Origin of the sequence: Streptomyces sp. NPDC021356 (assembly GCF_040641015.1) — a bacterium.
Taxonomy (GTDB): domain Bacteria; phylum Actinomycetota; class Actinomycetes; order Streptomycetales; family Streptomycetaceae; genus Streptomyces.
In genome coordinates this window covers 91,486-108,153 of sequence record NZ_JBFACU010000007.1, presented here as the reverse complement: position 1 = coordinate 108,153, position 16,668 = coordinate 91,486, and the positions used below count along the sequence as shown (strand labels likewise).

14 protein-coding genes are annotated in these 16,668 nt (G+C 74.4%); 10 read left to right on the top strand and 4 right to left on the bottom strand.

Annotated elements, in window-relative coordinates; genetic code table 11:
* Nucleotides 1–8 precede the first annotated feature (8 nt).
* Entirely contained in the window at nucleotides 9–608 is a 600-nt protein-coding gene (locus AB0G56_RS11300; RefSeq protein ID WP_360967096.1) for a TetR/AcrR family transcriptional regulator, read from the top strand.
* Between the two features lie 35 nt (nucleotides 609–643).
* On the opposite strand, the gene AB0G56_RS11295 is transcribed toward AB0G56_RS11300, so the two are convergent.
* Nucleotides 644–1,744, bottom strand: a complete 1,101-nt coding sequence (locus AB0G56_RS11295) for a citrate synthase 2 (RefSeq protein ID WP_360967094.1) — start codon at nucleotides 1,742–1,744, stop codon at nucleotides 644–646.
* A gap of 289 nt (nucleotides 1,745–2,033) precedes the next feature.
* Between AB0G56_RS11295 and pdxH the strand changes: the two genes are divergently transcribed.
* The 7 genes from pdxH (at nucleotide 2,034) to AB0G56_RS11260 (ending at nucleotide 9,258) form a co-directional block, all read left to right on the top strand.
* The gene (pdxH, locus tag AB0G56_RS11290) at nucleotides 2,034–2,711 is read left to right on the top strand and encodes a pyridoxamine 5'-phosphate oxidase (RefSeq protein ID WP_360967091.1); all 678 of its coding nucleotides are present in this window, start codon (nucleotides 2,034–2,036) and stop codon (nucleotides 2,709–2,711) included.
* Between the two features lie 251 nt (nucleotides 2,712–2,962).
* Complete coding sequence (locus AB0G56_RS11285; RefSeq protein WP_360967089.1) at nucleotides 2,963–3,718, top strand: SIS domain-containing protein; 756 nt, start codon at nucleotides 2,963–2,965, stop codon at nucleotides 3,716–3,718.
* A gap of 114 nt (nucleotides 3,719–3,832) precedes the next feature.
* Complete coding sequence (locus AB0G56_RS11280) at nucleotides 3,833–4,264, top strand: GNAT family N-acetyltransferase (protein WP_360967086.1); 432 nt, start codon at nucleotides 3,833–3,835, stop codon at nucleotides 4,262–4,264.
* A gap of 181 nt (nucleotides 4,265–4,445) precedes the next feature.
* A complete protein-coding gene (locus tag AB0G56_RS11275) occupies nucleotides 4,446–5,906 on the top strand; it encodes a PAS domain-containing protein (protein ID WP_360967083.1) in 1,461 nt (486 codons plus the stop codon).
* A gap of 448 nt (nucleotides 5,907–6,354) precedes the next feature.
* Nucleotides 6,355–7,047, top strand: a complete 693-nt coding sequence (locus AB0G56_RS11270) for a metal-dependent transcriptional regulator (RefSeq protein ID WP_360967081.1) — start codon at nucleotides 6,355–6,357, stop codon at nucleotides 7,045–7,047.
* Nucleotides 7,048–7,459: 412 nt separating this feature from the next.
* Entirely contained in the window at nucleotides 7,460–8,413 is a 954-nt protein-coding gene (locus tag AB0G56_RS11265; RefSeq protein WP_360967078.1) for an alpha/beta hydrolase, read from the top strand.
* Nucleotides 8,410–9,258 (top strand): methyltransferase domain-containing protein, encoded by an 849-nt coding sequence (locus AB0G56_RS11260; RefSeq protein WP_360967075.1) that lies wholly within the window; start codon nucleotides 8,410–8,412, stop codon nucleotides 9,256–9,258. The genes AB0G56_RS11265 and AB0G56_RS11260 overlap by 4 nt, the downstream gene beginning before the upstream one ends.
* Nucleotides 9,259–9,336: 78 nt before the next feature.
* On the opposite strand, the gene AB0G56_RS11255 is transcribed toward AB0G56_RS11260, so the two are convergent.
* The 3 genes from AB0G56_RS11255 to AB0G56_RS11245 form a co-directional block, all read right to left on the bottom strand.
* Nucleotides 9,337–10,944, bottom strand: a complete 1,608-nt coding sequence (locus AB0G56_RS11255; RefSeq protein WP_360967648.1) for a transporter — start codon at nucleotides 10,942–10,944, stop codon at nucleotides 9,337–9,339.
* An 86-nt stretch (nucleotides 10,945–11,030) separates the two neighbouring features.
* A complete protein-coding gene (locus AB0G56_RS11250) occupies nucleotides 11,031–11,807 on the bottom strand; it encodes an ABC transporter ATP-binding protein (RefSeq protein ID WP_360967072.1) in 777 nt (258 codons plus the stop codon).
* A gap of 99 nt (nucleotides 11,808–11,906) precedes the next feature.
* The gene (locus AB0G56_RS11245) at nucleotides 11,907–12,572 is read right to left on the bottom strand and encodes a bifunctional DNA primase/polymerase (protein ID WP_360967069.1); all 666 of its coding nucleotides are present in this window, start codon (nucleotides 12,570–12,572) and stop codon (nucleotides 11,907–11,909) included.
* A 471-nt stretch (nucleotides 12,573–13,043) separates the two neighbouring features.
* Between AB0G56_RS11245 and AB0G56_RS11240 the strand changes: the two genes are divergently transcribed.
* Nucleotides 13,044–14,429: a transcriptional regulator gene (locus AB0G56_RS11240; protein WP_360967067.1), complete on the top strand. Its 1,386-nt coding sequence runs from the start codon at nucleotides 13,044–13,046 to the stop codon at nucleotides 14,427–14,429.
* Nucleotides 14,430–14,587: 158 nt separating this feature from the next.
* Nucleotides 14,588–16,477: a hypothetical protein gene (locus tag AB0G56_RS11235; RefSeq protein ID WP_360967065.1), complete on the top strand. Its 1,890-nt coding sequence runs from the start codon at nucleotides 14,588–14,590 to the stop codon at nucleotides 16,475–16,477.
* Nucleotides 16,478–16,668 lie beyond the last annotated feature (191 nt).

Below are 16,668 nucleotides of genomic sequence, written 5' to 3'. Positions count from 1 at the left end.
AGCACGCCATGGGCGTGACCGCGGCGGACCGCGCACCCAAACAGGACCGCAGCCGGGCCACCCGGCAACGGCTCCTCCAGGCGGCCGTCGCCTGCCTGGCCGAACACGGCTGGGCCGGCTCCACGGTCTCCGTCGTCGCCGAACGCGCCGGTGTCTCCCGCGGCGCGGCCCAGCACCACTTCCCCACCCGCGAGGACCTGTTCACCGCCGCCGTCGAGTACGTCGCGGAGGAACGCTCCACCGCCCTGCGCGCCCTCTTCCCCGAGGGCGCGCAGGGCGACCGGCGCGCGGTCGTGCACGCCCTCGTCGACCTCTACACCGGCCCCCTCTTCCGCGCCGCCCTCCACCTGTGGGTCGCCGCCTCCAACGAGGACCAGCTCGGCGGCCGCGTCACCGAACTGGAGGCCCGCGTCGGCCGCGAGACCCACCGCATCGCCGTGGACCTGCTCGGCGCCGACGAGAGCCGTCCCGGCACCCGCGAGACCGTGCAGGGCTTCCTCGACATGGCCCGCGGCCTCGGTCTGGCCAACCTCCTCACCGACGACGCGGCCCGCCGCGACCGCGTCGTCGCCCAGTGGGCGGTCATCCTCGACGAGGCGCTCGGCTGACGACCGCGCGGCCTGAGGACGGCCGCCCCGACGCCTCAGTGCGCGATGGCGTCGTACCCCGTCACCTCGCGCGGGCTGCGCGGGCCGGGACCGACGTAGCGGGCGGAGGGACGCACCAGGCGGCCGGTCCGCTTCTGCTCCAGGATGTGCGCCGACCAGCCCGCCGTACGGGCGCACGTGAACATCGACGTGAACATGTGCGCCGGCACCTCGGCGAAGTCCAGCATGATCGCCGCCCAGAACTCCACGTTGGTGGCCAGCACCCGGTCCGGGCGGCGGTTGTGCAGCTCCTCCAGCGCGGCCTTCTCCAGCGCCTCGGCGACCTCGTAGCGGGGTGCGCCCAGCTCCCGGGCGGTGCGGCGCAGCACCCGCGCGCGCGGGTCCTCGGCCCGGTACACCCGGTGGCCGAAGCCCATCAGCCGCTCGCCGCGGTCCAGCGTGCGCTTCACGTACCCGGCCGCGTCCCCGGTCCGCTCGATCTCCTCGATCATCCCGAGCACCCGGGACGGGGCGCCGCCGTGCAGCGGGCCGGACATCGCGCCCACCGCGCCCGACAGGGCGGCGGCCACGTCGGCGCCGGTGGAGGCGATGACGCGGGCGGTGAACGTGGAGGCGTTCATGCCGTGCTCGGCGGCGGAGGACCAGTAGGCGTCCACGGCCGCCACGTGCCGCGGGTCGGGCTCGCCCCGCCAGCGGATCATGAAGCGTTCGGTGATGGAGGCCGCCTTGTCGATCTCGCTCTGCGGCACCATCGGCAGGCCCTGCCCGCGCGCCGACTGGGCGACGTAGGACAGCGCCATGACGGCGGCCCGCGCCAGGTCCTCACGGGCCTGCTCGGCGTCGATGTCCAGCAGCGGTTTCAGACCCCACACCGGCGCGAGCATGGCCAGCGCCGACTGCACGTCCACCCGGATGTCACCCGAGTGCACCGGGATGGGGAACGGCTCGGCGGGCGGCAGGCCGGGGTTGAAGGCGCCGTCGACGAGCAGCCCCCACACGTTGCCGAAGGAGACGTGACCGACGAGGTCCTCGATGTCGACGCCCCGGTACCGCAGGGCGCCGCCCTCCTTGTCGGGTTCGGCGATCTCCGTCTCGAACGCGACGACTCCCTCGAGTCCGGGTACGAAGTCGGACATCAGGCGGCTCCTCGTGGTCTGTGCGACAGATGGTGCGACGGAGACGACGACCAGGTGTCGGAGGTCGGAAGTGGGGCGCCGTACGGATCCGCGGTCGCGCAGGTGATGACTCGCGGTCCGAGGGCGGTCATCCCTGTCATGCCCCGTGCGGTCCGCGGTCACCCCACCGGGTCGGCAACAGCACGATATCCCTGAGTGCCACCTTTGGGGAGAGAGCGCGGCACTCAGTGCCACTCAGTGACGAAGGACACTTCGCCGGTGCCGGGCACCCATACGGCAAGATGACCGCGTGACCGACCGAGAAGCCGGAGAAACCGCGCCGTTCGACCTCGCCTCCATGCGCAAGCACTACCGCGCCGAGGGCCTGACCGAGGCCGGCCTGGCCGACACGCCCGTGGCGCAGTTCGCCCGCTGGTTCCAGCAGGCCGCGGCCGAAGGACACCTCTTCGAACCCAACGCCATGATCGTCTCCACGGCGGACGCCGAGGGCCGCCCCAGCTCCCGCACGGTCCTGCTCAAGGGCTTCGGCGAACAGGGCTTCGTCTTCTACACCAACTACGACTCCCGCAAGGCCCGCGACCTCGCCGCCAATCCCTACGTCTCCCTGCTGTTCCCCTGGCACCCCATGGCCCGGCAGGTCATCGTCCAGGGCATCGCCCGCCGCACCGGCCGCGACGAGACCGCCGCCTACTTCCGCACCCGCCCGCACGGCTCCCAGCTCGGCGCCTGGGCCAGCGCCCAGTCCACGGTCATCGCCACCCGCGGCGCCCTCGACGCCTCCTACGCCGAACTGGCCGCCCGCTACCCGGAGGGCGAACAGGTCCCCGTCCCGCCCCACTGGGGCGGCTTCCGCGTCGCCCCGCAGTCCGTCGAGTTCTGGCAGGGCCGCGAGAACCGCCTCCACGACCGCCTGCGCTACGTGGCCGAGGCGGACGGCGGGTGGCGCGTGGAGCGGCTGAGCCCCTGATGCCTGGGGTCGTGAGGCCTGAGTCCCTGACCCTGGGTCCCTGAGCCCTGAGCCCTTGAGACCTGGGCCCCTGAGTCCTGAGGCCGTGCGCCTTCGGGCGGCTGTGTTCCCGGACTCCTGAGCGGCCGATCCGCCGCGCCCCGGGGCCCGGTGGGCCCGCGACGTGCGCGGCGGTGCCGTATTGACACGGCTGTGGTTTAGACCTCACCGTGATCCGCGACACGCAGCCACCCCGAAGGGACGGACCTCGCATGAGCGACCGCACGCTGGCCGGCCAGTACTTCGACGCCGCCATCGGCCTCCTCCAGCGGGTCCGCGACGAGGAGGCCGACGCCATCACGGCCGCCGGAACCCTCCTCGCCGACACCGTGGCCGCCGGCGGACGCCTGTTCGCCTTCGGAGCCGGCCACTCGTCCCTCGCCGCCCAGGACCTCGTCTACCGCGCCGGCGGCCTCGCCCTGGTCAACCTGCTGACCGTGCCCGGCGCCGTCGGCGTCGACGTCGTGCCCGCCACGCTCGGCTCCGCCCTCGAACGCGTCGACGGCCTCGCCGCCGCCGTCCTCGACACCTCGCCCCTGCGCGCGGGCGACACCCTGGTCATCGTCTCGCTGTCCGGCCGCAACGCCCTCCCCGTCGAGATGGCGATGAACGCCCGCGCGCGCGGCGTCCGCGTCGTCGGCGTCACCTCGGTCGCCTACGCCACCGAGACCAGCTCACGGCACGCCTCCGGCACCTTCCTGAAGGACCACTGCGACCTCGTCCTCGACTCCAAGATCGCCGTCGGCGACGCCGAACTCACCCTCGACACCGTCCCGGCACCCTTCGCCCCGGCCTCCACCGTCGTCACCTCCGCCCTCCTCCAGGCGGTCGTCGCCACCGCCGCCGGCGTCCTCGCCGACCGCGGCATCGAACCCCCGCTGCTGCGCTCCGGCAACGTCGACGGCGGCCACGAATGGAACGGACGGGTCTTCGAGCGGTACGCGGACCGCATCTTCTACCGGCGCTGAGTGCGGCGTCCCGCGCTGTCACGGCCGGCGGCGCCGGGGCCGAATGCGGTTGACCGCGCGCGGAAGGTGCGGTTCGCTGCACCCGTGTCCGATGGTGATCTTCGTATCGAACCCGTGTCCGGTGGAACCACGCTCCGCGACTGGCGCCACGTCCACAACGTGATCGTGCCGCCCGCCGCCATGACCCTCGACGAGGTGCGCGAGCGAGCCGGCCGCAACCGCCTGGAGAACGCCTACCTCGGCGACACCCTCGTGGGCTGCTCCACCGTGCGCCCGCCCACGGGCGACGACGCGGTCGCCACCGTCATCGCGCGCGTGCTCCCCGCCCACCGGTACACCGGCATCGGCACCGCGCTCTACGAGAACGGCCTGGCACGCGCGCGCGTGCTCGGCGCCCGGAACATCGAGACCGTCGTCCTGGCGGCCGACGAGGACGGCGTGCGCTTCGCCGCCGCCCACGGCTTCACCGAGACCGAACGGTACGTGCTGCCCGGTGAGACCGACGAATGGCTGACCCTGCGGCTGACGCCCGCACCGACGCCGTAGCCGCGGACGCCGCGCACAGAGGTCCCCGGACGATTCCCGGAGCCTCCCGAACGTCTCCGCGTACAACGATTCCTCCCAATCTTGGGGAACTCGATGTGTGCTGCATCACGTTCAAGTTGAATGATGGCCAGTGAGTGAACCGACGCGCCGTACGTGCGGACGCAGCCTGCAGGGGGTTCAGGTGAGTGCTTCCCGGCGTAGAGGAACCACCGACGAGCTGGGGCCGGACGAGCCCGAGCCCCGCCGGGACGGTCCCGGGGGACAGCACGTCCCCGACGGGCCCGACGGCTCCGACCTGCTCGCCGCCCTGCTCGACGGCATGGACGCGGCCCTGTGCGCCTTCGACGCGGCCGGCGTCGTCACCCACTGGAACCGCGAGGCCGAACGCATCCTCGGCTGGAGCGCCGCCGAAGCCGTCGGACGGCACGGCTTCGCCGGATGGGCCGTGCGCAGCGCGGACGCCGAGGAGGTCGAACGGCGGCTCATGGCCGCCATGCACGCCCCCGGACGGCAGGTCCACGAGTTCGCCCTGGTCACCAAGGACGGCGGGCGCGTCCTGGTGCGCACCCAGTCCGCCGCCGTCCGCGGACCCGACGGCACGCCCGCGGGCCTGTACTGCGCCTTCAGCGAGGTGCACGCGCAGATCGACCTGGAACGGTCCATCGCGCTGAGCGAGGCACTCTTCGAGGACGCCTCCTGGGGCGTCGTCCTCATCGACGCCGACCTGCGCCCCGCCATCGTCAACGCGCACGCCGCCCACGCCCTCGGCACCGGCCGCACCGCCCCCCTCGGCCGCCCCCTGGGCGAACTCCTCTCCCAGGGCGTGGAGGAACTGGAGGGCGTGCTCACCCACGTCCTGGCCGAGGGCGCACCGCCCGCGCCCGCCGAGATCTGGGTGGGCGTGCGCACCCCCGAGGGCGAGCGGCGGCGCTGCTGGCGCAGCGGCTTCGTGCGGCTCGCCTCGCCCCTCGCCGAGGAGCCCGTCCCCCTCGGCGTCGCCTGGCTCTTCGTCGACGTCACCGACTCCCGGCACACCGAGCAGGAGGCCTCCCTGCTGCGGTTCCGCACCAACCAGCTGCACCGCGCCGCCCGCGCCGCCGCCGAGTGCGACGACCCCCTGGAAGCCGCCACCGTCCACCTCGACTTCGCCCTCGCCGGCTTCGCCGACCACGCCCTGGTCGACCGGGTGCGGCCCCCCTCGGGCACCGGGGCGGGCACCCCGCCCGACGACGCCCCCGCGGCACCGGTACGCCTGGTCCGCGCCGCCGCCACCCCCACCACCGGCCAGGGCCCCAGCCTGCCCACCGGCGGCGCCGGCCTCCCCGTCCGCTACGCCGCCGGGCACCCCGCCCTGCAGTGTGTCGAACGGAACGGTTCGGTGCGGGCCACCGCCGGACCCGCACCGGCCGACCAGGCACGCGAATGGGCCCTGGCCCGGCAGTGGCCGGCGGACACCGTGCACGCCCTGTGCGCGGTGCTGCGCAGCCGCGGCCGCACCCTGGGCGTCGTCACCTTCCTGCGCACCGCCGGCCGCGCCCCCTTCGAACGCACCGACGCGGCCCACGCCGAGGACGTCGCCGTACGCATCGCGACCGCCCTGGACCTGGCGGCACTGCTGGAGCCCGGGCGCCGGGGGAGGTGACGGGGGCAGGCCGCGCATTCGGTCCCTGATGAAAAAACAGTTGAGCGGCGGCCGCGCGGTTCCTAGTGTGGGGCTCACACCGAAAGGAGGTGATCCGGAGAATGTATGAATCCCGGACGCGTGAGGTGGCTGCGGGCTAGCGGCCCGTCACCACATCCAGTGCGGTGCCGGACCAGCACGTGAGACGCGTGTGCGGCCGGCCCAATCCCAAGCAGTCACCCGACCCGCGAGCTGCCGGTACGTCCGGCCGGCTTCTCCGCCGTCAGGCGGAGGGACCCAGCTCGCGGGTCGTCTGCGTCCGCACGGAACGCGGCGCCCGCCCGTGCCCCGGCCCGGCGTTCGCGCGGAGCGCTCCGGTTGTCAGTGGTATGCGTCAGAATTGAGTCCAGGGCCAGCGCACGCGCCGCGGAGTCGCACGGCTTCCGGCAGAGGTAATCGAGGGGCACGTATGTCCGGACTGATCGACACCACGGAGATGTATCTCCGCACCATCCTCGAGCTGGAGGAGGAAGGCGTCGTCCCCATGCGCGCCCGGATCGCGGAGCGCCTGGACCAGAGTGGGCCGACGGTGAGCCAGACGGTCGCGCGGATGGAGCGCGACGGCCTGGTCTCGGTGGCCGCGGACCGGCACCTGGAGCTGACCGACGAGGGCCGCAGGCTGGCCACGCGCGTGATGCGCAAGCACCGGCTGGCGGAGTGTCTGCTGGTCGACGTGATCGGCCTGGAGTGGGAGCAGGTGCACGCCGAGGCGTGCCGCTGGGAGCACGTGATGAGCGAGGCGGTGGAGCGGCGGGTGCTGGAGCTGCTGCGGCACCCGACCGAGTCGCCGTACGGCAACCCCATCCCGGGCCTGGAGGAGCTGGGCGAGAAGGACGGCGCGGACCCGTTCCTGGACGCGGGGCTCGTGTCGCTGGCCGAGCTGGACCCGGGGGCCGACGGGAAGACGGTCGTGGTGCGCCGGATCGGCGAGCCGATCCAGACGGACGCGCAGCTGATGTACACGCTGCGCCGGGCGGGCGTGCAGCCCGGTTCGGTGGTGAGCGTGACGGAGTCGGCGGGCGGGGTGCTGGTGGGCAGTGGCGGTGAGGCGGCGGAGCTGGAGGCGGAGGTCGCCTCGCATGTCTTCGTCGCCAAGCGCTGATCCGGTGGCGGACCCGGGGGCGGCGGCCCGGTGGCTTCCGCGGTCGGTCTCCGGAGGCATATGACGCTCAGGGGTGGGGGAGGATGTGCCGCAGACAGGGGTAGGGCCCCGGCGCCGTGTGGCGCCGGGGCCTGTCCTCCCCTGTACGACCCGGAGCCCCGAGCTCTCAGGGTCGTCCCCCTCGGACCGCTTTTCCCCGAGTGGTCCGCCTCCCGTTGAAGATCTCCCCTCGGCGGCGGCGATCATTCCTTGTGGGGGGTCACTCGAACGAGGGGAGTTCGTGGCGCAAGCGGCTTTTTCGAATGAGCATTCGATAATCTGGCCGGCGGAACCGGCGGGTGGAACCGCGGCTTCCGGGAGCCGGGACAGAGCTGGGTCAGGGCTGGGTCAGAGGTAGGGGGTGCCGGACCACATGGCGAGACGCATCGATGTGACCGGGGCGGGCGGCGTACGGCTGGCCGCCTGGGAGTTCGCCGAACCCCCCAAGGGCCCGCCGTTCGTACCGGCCCGGAACGGGGCGCACCGGCACGACGTGCCGCAGCAGCTGCCGGGTCCGCCCGAACCGACCGGCCCCGCGGAGGTCGCCCCGGCCGGGCGGAGCGGCGGGGTGCTCTTACTCCACGGACTGATGGGCCGGGCCTCGCACTGGGCGCCGACGGCCCGCTGGCTCGCCGAACGGCACCGGGCCGTCGCCCTCGACCAGCGGGGCCACGGCCAGAGCGAGAAGCCCCCGCCGGCCGCCCACACCCGCCAGGCCTACGTCGAGGACGCCGCGGCGGCCGTGGAGCAGCTCGGTCTCGGTCCCGTCGTCCTCGTCGGTCACGCGATGGGGGCACTGACGGCCTGGCAGCTCGCCGCCCAGCGCCCCGACCTGGTGCGCGGGCTGGTCGTCTGCGACATGCGGGCCTCCGCGCTCGGCGCCTCCTCCCAGCGTGAGTGGGAGGACTGGTTCAAGACCTGGCCGACGCCCTTCGCCACGCTCGCCGACGTCCGCAAGTGGTTCGGCGAGGACGACCCGTGGGTGGAACGGCCGAATCCGGCCCGTGGCGCCTTCTACGCCGAGATCATGCACGAGTGCGCGGACGGCTGGCGTCCCGTGTTCGAACCCGAGCACATGCTCGCCTCCCGGGAGACATGGGTCTACGACGCGCACTGGGAGGAGCTGGCCCAGGTGCGGTGCCCGGCCCTCGTCGTGCGCGGCCTCGACGGTGAACTCGGCCGCGCCGAGGCGCAGGAGATGGTCCGTGTCCTGCCGCGCGGCGAGTACGCGGAGGTCGCCGACGCCGGCCACCTCATCCACTACGACCAGCCCGATGCCTGGCGGGCGGCCGTCATGCCCTTCCTGGAGGCGGTCCTCACCCCATGAGCGCGACACCCTCCGCGGTTGCCTTCGTGCCGTCGGCCGTCCAGGAGGAGTTCCTGAGGGCCTTCCACGCCGAGCACCCGGCGGTCACGGGCAACGCCCTCGGCGGCGGCCGGGCACCGGACGGGCGCTCCAGCTACGAGCTCCTCGCCGACCGGGTGGCCGGCCGCCGGCGGATCCTGGACCTCGGCTGCGGCGATGGCGTGCTGCTCGACCTGCTGGCCCGGGAGCCGGAGCGCCGGCTGGCGGGCGTGGACCTCTCGCCCGCCTCGCTGACACTGGCCCGCGGCCGGCCGGCCCTGGCGGGGGCGGCGGTCGTGCAGGCGCGGGCGCAGGAGCTGCCGTTCCCGGACACCGCCTTCGACGCGTGCGTCAGCCATCTGGCGCTCATGCTGATGAGCGACGCCGATCGGGTCGTCGCCGAGACCGCCCGGGTGCTGTCGCCGGGCGGGGTGCTGGCCTGCGTGGTCGGCGGCGGAGCGGTCGGCGGGGAGGCGTACGAGCTGTTCGGGAAGCTGCTGCGCTCCGCCGTGGAGCGGGCCCCCGCCGAGCAGCGTGTCCCGGCGCTCGGGGACCGCAGGACCCGCAGCCGTGCCGGGCTCGCCGAGCTGCTGGCACCCGCCGGGTTCGGGCCACTGGAGTGGGAGACCGTGGCGATCGACCTCGGCGGCCCGGTGGAGCGGGTCTGGGCGGCCGTGTCCGGCCTGTACGACGTGGGCCCGCTCGCCCCGGCCGCCGTCGCCCGCCTGCGTACGGACTTCCTGGCGGCGGCGAAGGAACTGACGGATGCGGACGGCCGGGTGCCGTGCGGCTTCCGCGTCCATGTGGCGACGACGTACCGCGGCTGAGGTGTGCGCCGGGCACCGGCCGCCCGGCCCGGCCGACCGGTACAGGCTCCCCGGCCGTACGGGGCCCGCCACCCCGTCTCAGCCCTTGCTCACCGCGGTGAGGATTTCCGGGAGGTGGGTCGCGGTGCGGGGGGCGGAGAGGCGCAGGCCCAGGAGGGTGATCGTGGCTCCGTAGGCCGCGCCCACGGGCAGCAGGAGCCAGCCGAGGCCTTCGCCGGTCGTGCTGACGTTCGTCCAGATGGCCAGGGCGATGACGGGGGCGCACAGCAGGGCCGCCCCGAGCATGCCGCCGAAGATGGCGATCCAGGCCAGGCCGGCCTGCCCGGGGACGACGTTCTTGTAGCCCTCCTGCGGGATGGAGTACGGGAAATGCGCCGACGCCCACGCGCCCGTCGCCAGCATCGCGCCGAGCAGCGCGAGGGAGAGGCCGAGCACCTCGGGCAGCTGTGCCCAGTCGCCGACCAGCGCCGCCGTCAGCACGGTGACGAGGACGGCGTAGGGCAGGGTGACGGCCAGGAGGGCCAGGGCCCGGCCGCGCAGTTCCAGGTAGGCGTCGCGTGGGGAGGAGATCGTCAGCGCGACGATCCAGAACGCGGAGGTGTCCTGGCCGAACTGGTTGTACATCTGGACGCCGAGCATGCCGGCGGCGAAGCAGGCCAGATAGACGGAGCCGGTGCCCTGGAGGGCGTTGAAGACGGGGACGATCAGGCCGATGGCCAGCGAGGTCACCCAGGACGCCTTCGTCTTCGGGTCGCGCAGGACGTAGCGCAGCGAGCGTTCCATCACGGTGCCGGTGCGGCCGGCCGGGAGCAGCCGGGGACGGCTGCCGTCGGGGGAGCGTTTGCGGGCGGTGGCGTCGGGGGCCTGGACGGTGGAGGAGTCGGGGGAGGTCATCAGCCGGGTCAGGCTGCGGGACCACAGGCCCAGCAGCGCGGCCAGCGCGACGGCGGTCAGGGCGAGCTGCGCCACGGCGACCGCGTACGAGCCCTCGCTCGCCGAGTTGATCGCGTCCACGGCCGACGCGGGCGGCACCCAGCGCAGGACGGAGGTCACCGGGTCGAGCTTGCCGAGCCCCGAGGACCCCAGGTGCTGCGCGCCGAAGTTGACCAGCTGGGCCCCGACCGCGACGACAAGTCCGCTGAGCACGGCCAGGTCGCGGCCCTTGCGGCTGGACAGCAGCCGCGTGTTGGCGGCGGCCACGGCCCGGGCGAGCGCCACGCACACCAGCAGCGCCAGGGCGACGCCGAGGACGGCGACGGCGTACGCCGCCGCGCCGTGCGCCACCGAGATCGCGCAGCCCACCAGCAGCAGTGCCGTGAACAGCGGTCCGATGCCGACCAGCGAGGCCGCGAGCAGTGCCCGGACGAGCGGCTGCGGACGCAGCGGCAGCATCACGAGGCGGGTCGGGTCCAGGGTCTCGTCGCCGCTGGGGAAGAACAGGGGCATCACCGCCCAGCCGAGGGTGAGCACGGCCGCGCTCGGCACGGCCACGGAGACGGCGTGCGCGTGGCCGCGCAGGAAGGCGAACCCGAGCAGTTGGAGGGCGGCGAAGAGCAGCGCGAACACGGCCGAGGTGAGGTAGGCGGCGCGCCGGCCGCCGGACTGGCGCAGCCCGTTGCGCAGCAGGGACAGTTTCAACCGCACCAGGACGGGCGTGATGCCCTCCGGTGCACGCCCCGCGCTCATCGGGTCTGTGCCCATGGGGTCCGCGTTCATCGGGCCCGCGTTCATCGGGTCCGGGCTCATCGGGTCCGGGCTCATCGGGTCCGTGTTCATCGGGTGCCGCCGCCGAGCCAGTCGAGGTCGGAGCCGGCGTCGCGGCCCTGGGCGCCGACGAGTTCGAGGAAGGCCTGCTGGAGGGTGGGTGCCTCGCCGCGCACCTCGGCGAGCGGGCCCTGGGCGCGGATCCGGCCCGCGGCGAGTACGGCCACCCAGTCGCACAGGGACTCGACCAGTTCCATGACGTGCGAGGAGAACACGACGGTCGCGCCGGAGGCGGTGTACCGCTCCAGGACGCCCCGGATGGTCTGCGCGGACACCGGGTCGACGCCCTCGAACGGCTCGTCGAGGAAGAGCACTTCGGGGTTGTGCAGGAGCGCCGCGGCGAGACCGATCTTCTTGCGCATGCCGGTCGAGTAGTCGACGACCAGCTTGTGCTGGGCGCCGGCCAGGTCGAGCACGTCGAGCAGTTGCGTCGCCCGGCGCTCCACCTCGGCGGCGGGCAGGCCGCGCAACCGGCCGGAGTACGAGAGCAGTTCGCGGCCCGACAGCCGTTCGAAGAGCCGCAGGCCCTCGGGCAGGACGCCGATCCTGGCCTTCACGGCGACCGGGTCGCGCCACACGTCGTGCCCGACGACCTCGACGCTGCCGGCGTCGGGCCGCAGCAGCCCGGTCACCATGGAGAGCGTGGTGGTCTTCCCCGCTCCGTTCGGCCCGACCAGCCCGATGAACCTGCCGGCCGGCAGTTCCAGATCGATCCCGGCCACGGCGACCTGTTGCCCGAACCGCTTCCACAGTCCCTGGATCCGTACGGCGCTGGTGTCCACCACTGCGTGCTCCCTCCGTCAGGAAGAACCCTACGGGGGAGCGGCCGGAGCGCCCGCGGGCGTCGTGGTCCCGTGACGTTCCGCTACGTATCCCTCGTACGGCTATTTGTCCCTGCCGCACGCGTACGCCAGTGCCGACACCAGCTCCTCGGCGTCCGGCAGCCATCGGTTGGCGGCGGTGGGGCGGCAGGCCCACTGCACGGCTCCCCGCGAGCCGTACCGGGTGGGCGGTGCGGCGATGTACGCGCCCTCACCGAGCGCGGCCAGGTCGAGGGAGCCCGGCGACCAGCCCAGCTTGCGCACGAGGTCGGGGAGTTTCGCGCACGCGCCGGGCAGTACGAGGAACTGCATCCGGCGCTCGGGGGTGAGGGTGACCGGTCCGAGGGTCAGCTCCATCCGCTCCAGCCGGGCCAGCGCGAGAAACCCGGCGGTCTCGGGGACGCAGAGCGCGTCGAAGGAGCGGCCGGTGGGCAGCAGGATGGAGGCGGCCGGCTGCTTCTGCCACATCCTGCGCGCCACGGTGGCGCTGCCGGTGGCCTGGGTCGCCCAGTCGTCGCGCGCGGCGTGCGCGCCGGGCGCGGCGCAGGCGGGGTCGGCACAGGAGCAGCGCTGGGTGCCGTCGACGACTTCCAGCCAGGTGCCGGGGAACACGTCCCAGTGGCGCTCCTCGGCGTAGCGAACGGCGGTCTCCAGCAGCGAGTCTCCGCGCTGCTTGGGGATCTGGCCGGCAATCTGTGCGGCTTCGGTGCCCGGGATCGTCTCTTCCACGTTCCTCTCAACTTCCGTGCCCACCTGGAGTTACGGGCGGAGGGCACCGGTCCGTGACGGGCCCGCGCGCGGGGAGGGGCACCCGGTCGGCGCCCGGGGCGCACGGGTGCATCCGCGGGGGCGCGCGGGAGGGGCACCGCGGGGTGCTGGGTAGTGCTGTGGGGGGACGTCCGCGTGGGTGCGGGAGGGCGTGGAGGCCTAGGGGGACGGGCCTTTGGGGGCCTGCGGGGGGAGGGCCGCCGGGGGAGGCCGCGAGGGGACGTGAGGGGGGATCCGCTGCACTTTCCGTTCCGGCACTCCGGCAATCTTCGCATGTCCCGCATTTTCGTTATGTCCGTGGGGCATTGATCTTCACGAACGGACAACTCCGCCGGAACACGGCGGGATCCGGTCGCGCAAGACACGTCAACGTCGGTGCGTGGGCAGGGCACCGCAGCCACGCGAGCCGCCAGAAAGCAGGGGGTTTACGCCATGGCCGCCAGGCCTCTCGTCGCGCGGCAGCCGAACGAACGGCTGCAGGCGCTCATTCAGGAAGCGGGCTGTTCCAACGCCGGGCTGGCCCGCCGGGTCAACATGTGCGGCGCCGAGCACGGCCTCGACCTGCGGTACGACAAGACGTCCGTGGCGCGCTGGCTGCGCGGGCAGCAGCCGCGCGGGCGGGCCCCGGCGGTCATCGCCGAGGCGCTGGGCCGCAAACTGGGCCGTACGGTCACGATCGACGAGATCGGCATGGCCAACGGCAAGAACCTCGCCTCGGGCGTGGGCCTCCAGTTCTCACCGACGGTCCTGGGGGCCATCGAGCAGGTCTGCGAGCTGTGGCGCAGTGACGTGGGCCGCCGGGACTTCCTGTCCGGCTCCTCCGTCGCCGCCTCGGCGCTGGTGGAGCCCAGCCGCGACTGGCTGATCACCGCGCCGGACGGGCAGGTCGCGCGCTCGGCCGGCCCGCGCGTGGGGCAGTCCGACGTGGCGGCCGTACGGGCCATGACGCAGGCGCTGGTCGACCTGGACCACAGTTACGGCAGCGGGCACGTGCGCCCGGTGGTCGTGCACTACCTCAACAGCGTCGTCTCCGGGCTGCTGGCCGGGTCGTACCGGGAGGCGGTGGGCCGCGATCTCTTCGCCGCCGTGGCGCGCTTGACGGAACTGGCCGGTTACATGGCCGTGGACACCGGGCAACCGGGGCTCGCCCAGCGCTACTACATCCAGGCGCTGCGGCTGGCCCAGGCGGCCGGGGACCGCGGGTACGGCGGCTATGTGCTGGCCGCCTCCATGAGCCACCTCGCCGCCCAGCTCGGGAACCCGCGGGAGATCGCCCAGTTGGCGCGTGCGGCGCAGGAGGGGGCGCGCGGTCGTGTGACGCCGCGCGCGGAGGCGATGTTCCACGCGGCGGAGGCGCGCGGGCACGCGCTGCTGGCGGACGCGCGGGCGGCCCAGGTGTCGTGCGGGCGCGCGGTCGCCGCGCTGGAGCGGGCCGAGCCGGACACCGGGGACGACCCGGCCTGGATCGCGCACTTCGACGAGGCCTACCTCGCGGACGAGTTGGCGCACTGCCACCGCGACCTGGGGCAGGCGGAGGCGGCGGCGCGCCACGCGGAGCAGGCGCTGAGCGGGCATCCGGCGTCGCGGGCCAGGCGCCGGGCCATCGGGTACGTGCTCCTCGCCACGGCGCAGGTGCAGCAGCGGGAGGTCGAGCAGGCCTGCAACACCGGTCTGAAGGCGGTCGAGTTGCTGGAGACGCTGCGGTCCAACCGGGGTGCGGAGTACCTGGAGGACTTCCAGCAGCGCCTCGATCCGTACCGGGACGAGGCGGTGGTACGGGAGTTCGGCGCCCGGCTGGAGGTGCAGATGGCGGCGTGAGAGCGGCGCCGTGACCCATATAACAGCGTGCCGACCGCGGGTTTTGTTACTGGGGAGGTGGGGAAGGAGGTCGAGCCCTGTGCTGCGTAGCACCGGGCTCGGGGGACCCGGTAGCGTGAGCCGACGATTCCGCAAGTCCCCCATTCGTAGGAGTCCCGGTGACGCAGAGTGGACAGGGCGGGGAGCCCTCGGAGCGGCCCGCGCGCGAAGGCATCGTGCTGCCTTCCGACGGTGGGCAGCCCCTGCTGCCGGGCACGACGGGCGGACCTGGCGGACCGGGCGGACTGGCACCCGCGCAGCCCCTGGGGCAGGGCCCGGCCCAGGCCCCGGCCGGCGGCCAGACCTGGGGCCAGCCGTGGGGCCCGGAGGCGGGGCAGGCGCCGCCGCAGCAGTCCGCGCAGGGCTGGCCGACGCCGCCCGCCCAGCACTGGGACTCCACCCAGCCCCACCCGCAGACTCCACCGGCCCAGTGGGACGCCCACGGCCGGACCGGCGGCCCCGGCGGGCACACCGGCGCGGGCCCGCTCCCTCCGGAGGGCGCCCCGGCCCCGGCCCACGGCACGCACGGCGGCGGCGCCCAGCCGCCGTACCAGCAGAACCAGGGGTTCCCGGGGGCGGACCAAGGGTTCCAGCAGCACCAGCCACACCAGCAGCACCAGCAGTATCAAGGTGCTCCCGGGCAGGCGGCGCCCCTGCCTCCGGCGGGCCCGGCCCCCTCGTACGGCGCTCCGCAGGCCCCCGGCGCCCCGCAGCACGGCGCCCCGCAGGGCGGCGTCCCGCTGCCGCCCGCCGGTCCGGCCCCCTACGGTCTGCCGACCGGGCAGGGCGGCGGCCCCGGCGTGCCCGGCGACGAGGGTGCGACCCAGTTCCTGCCCCCGGTCGGCGCCGCCCCGGTGAACGAGGGCGCCACCCAGTACCTGCCGCCCGTGGCCGCCGCACCGGCGGACGAGGGCGCGACGCAGTTCATACCGCCGGTCACGGCGGGCGCCATGCCCCCGGCGGCCGGCGACCCGTCGACCCGGTTCCTCGGGCACGTACCGCGGGACGGCGGCACGCCGGCGCCCGGCGCGCCCGGCACCGGCCCGGACGCCGAGGCCACCCAGTTCATCGCCCCGGTGGACGCCCGGACCGGCGGGGCGGCGGCGCCGTACGGCGCGGTGCCCGGCGCCGAGGGCGGCCGGCAGACCCCGGCCGAGTTCGACAACCTCTTCCGCGACGGCGCGGGCGGCGGCGCCCCGGCCACGCAGCACCTCCCGCGTTTCCAGCAGCCGCACGACGGCAGGCCGGGCCCCGGCGCCCGCCCCGGGCCGGGCGTCCCGCCCGGTCAGTACGGTCAGCCCGGTCCTGGCGGCCCGGGCGGGACGCCGTACGCCGGGCAGGCGGAGGGCGGCGGGGACGGCGGCGGCCGGCGGACCCGGTCGCGGGTGCCGTTGATCGCGGCCGTCGGGGCCGGCATCGTCGTGCTCGGCGTCGGCGCCGGTGCGCTGCTCAGCGGTGGCGGCGGTGACGGCGGCGGGCACACCGACAAGACCGCCGGCGTCTCCGCGACCGCTCCCGCCACCGACGGTTCCGCCTCGGCCCCCGCCCCGGACCCGGCCCGGCAGCAGGCCATCGCGCTGGACAAGCTGCTGGCCGACAGCGGCAGCAGCCGCGCCTCCGTCATCAAGGCGGTGGCCGACGTCAAGGGGTGCGACAACCTCGGCCAGGCCGCCTCCGACCTGCGCGGCGCCGCCAAGCAGCGGGGTTCGCTGGTGACGCGGCTGGGGTCGCTGCCCGTGGACAAGCTGCCCGACCACGCGGCGCTGACCAGCGCGCTCACCAGCGCCTGGAAGGCGTCCCAGTCGGCCGACCAGCACTACGCGGCCTGGGCCGACCAGGCGCACGGCAAGAAGGGGTGCGACAAGGGCCACGCCCGCAACACCAGCCACGCCCAGGCGGGCAACCGCCAGAGCGGGGTGGCCAGCGCACAGAAGAACAAGGCCGCGCGGCTGTGGAACGCCATCGCGAAGAAGTACGGCCTGACGGAACGCCAGCCGACCCAGCTCTGAGCCCGGACCGAGGCGGTTCCGCCCCTGCCGCGGTGCACCCCGTGCCGCGGTTCAGCCCGTGCCGCGGTTCAGCCCGTGCCGCGGTTCCGCCCGTGCCGCGGTTCCGCCCCTGCCGCGGTTCAGCCCGTGCCGCGGTTCAGCCCGTGGCGGGGTCTCCGGTGCGCGGCAGGGGCCCAGGGTCCCCGGTCCGT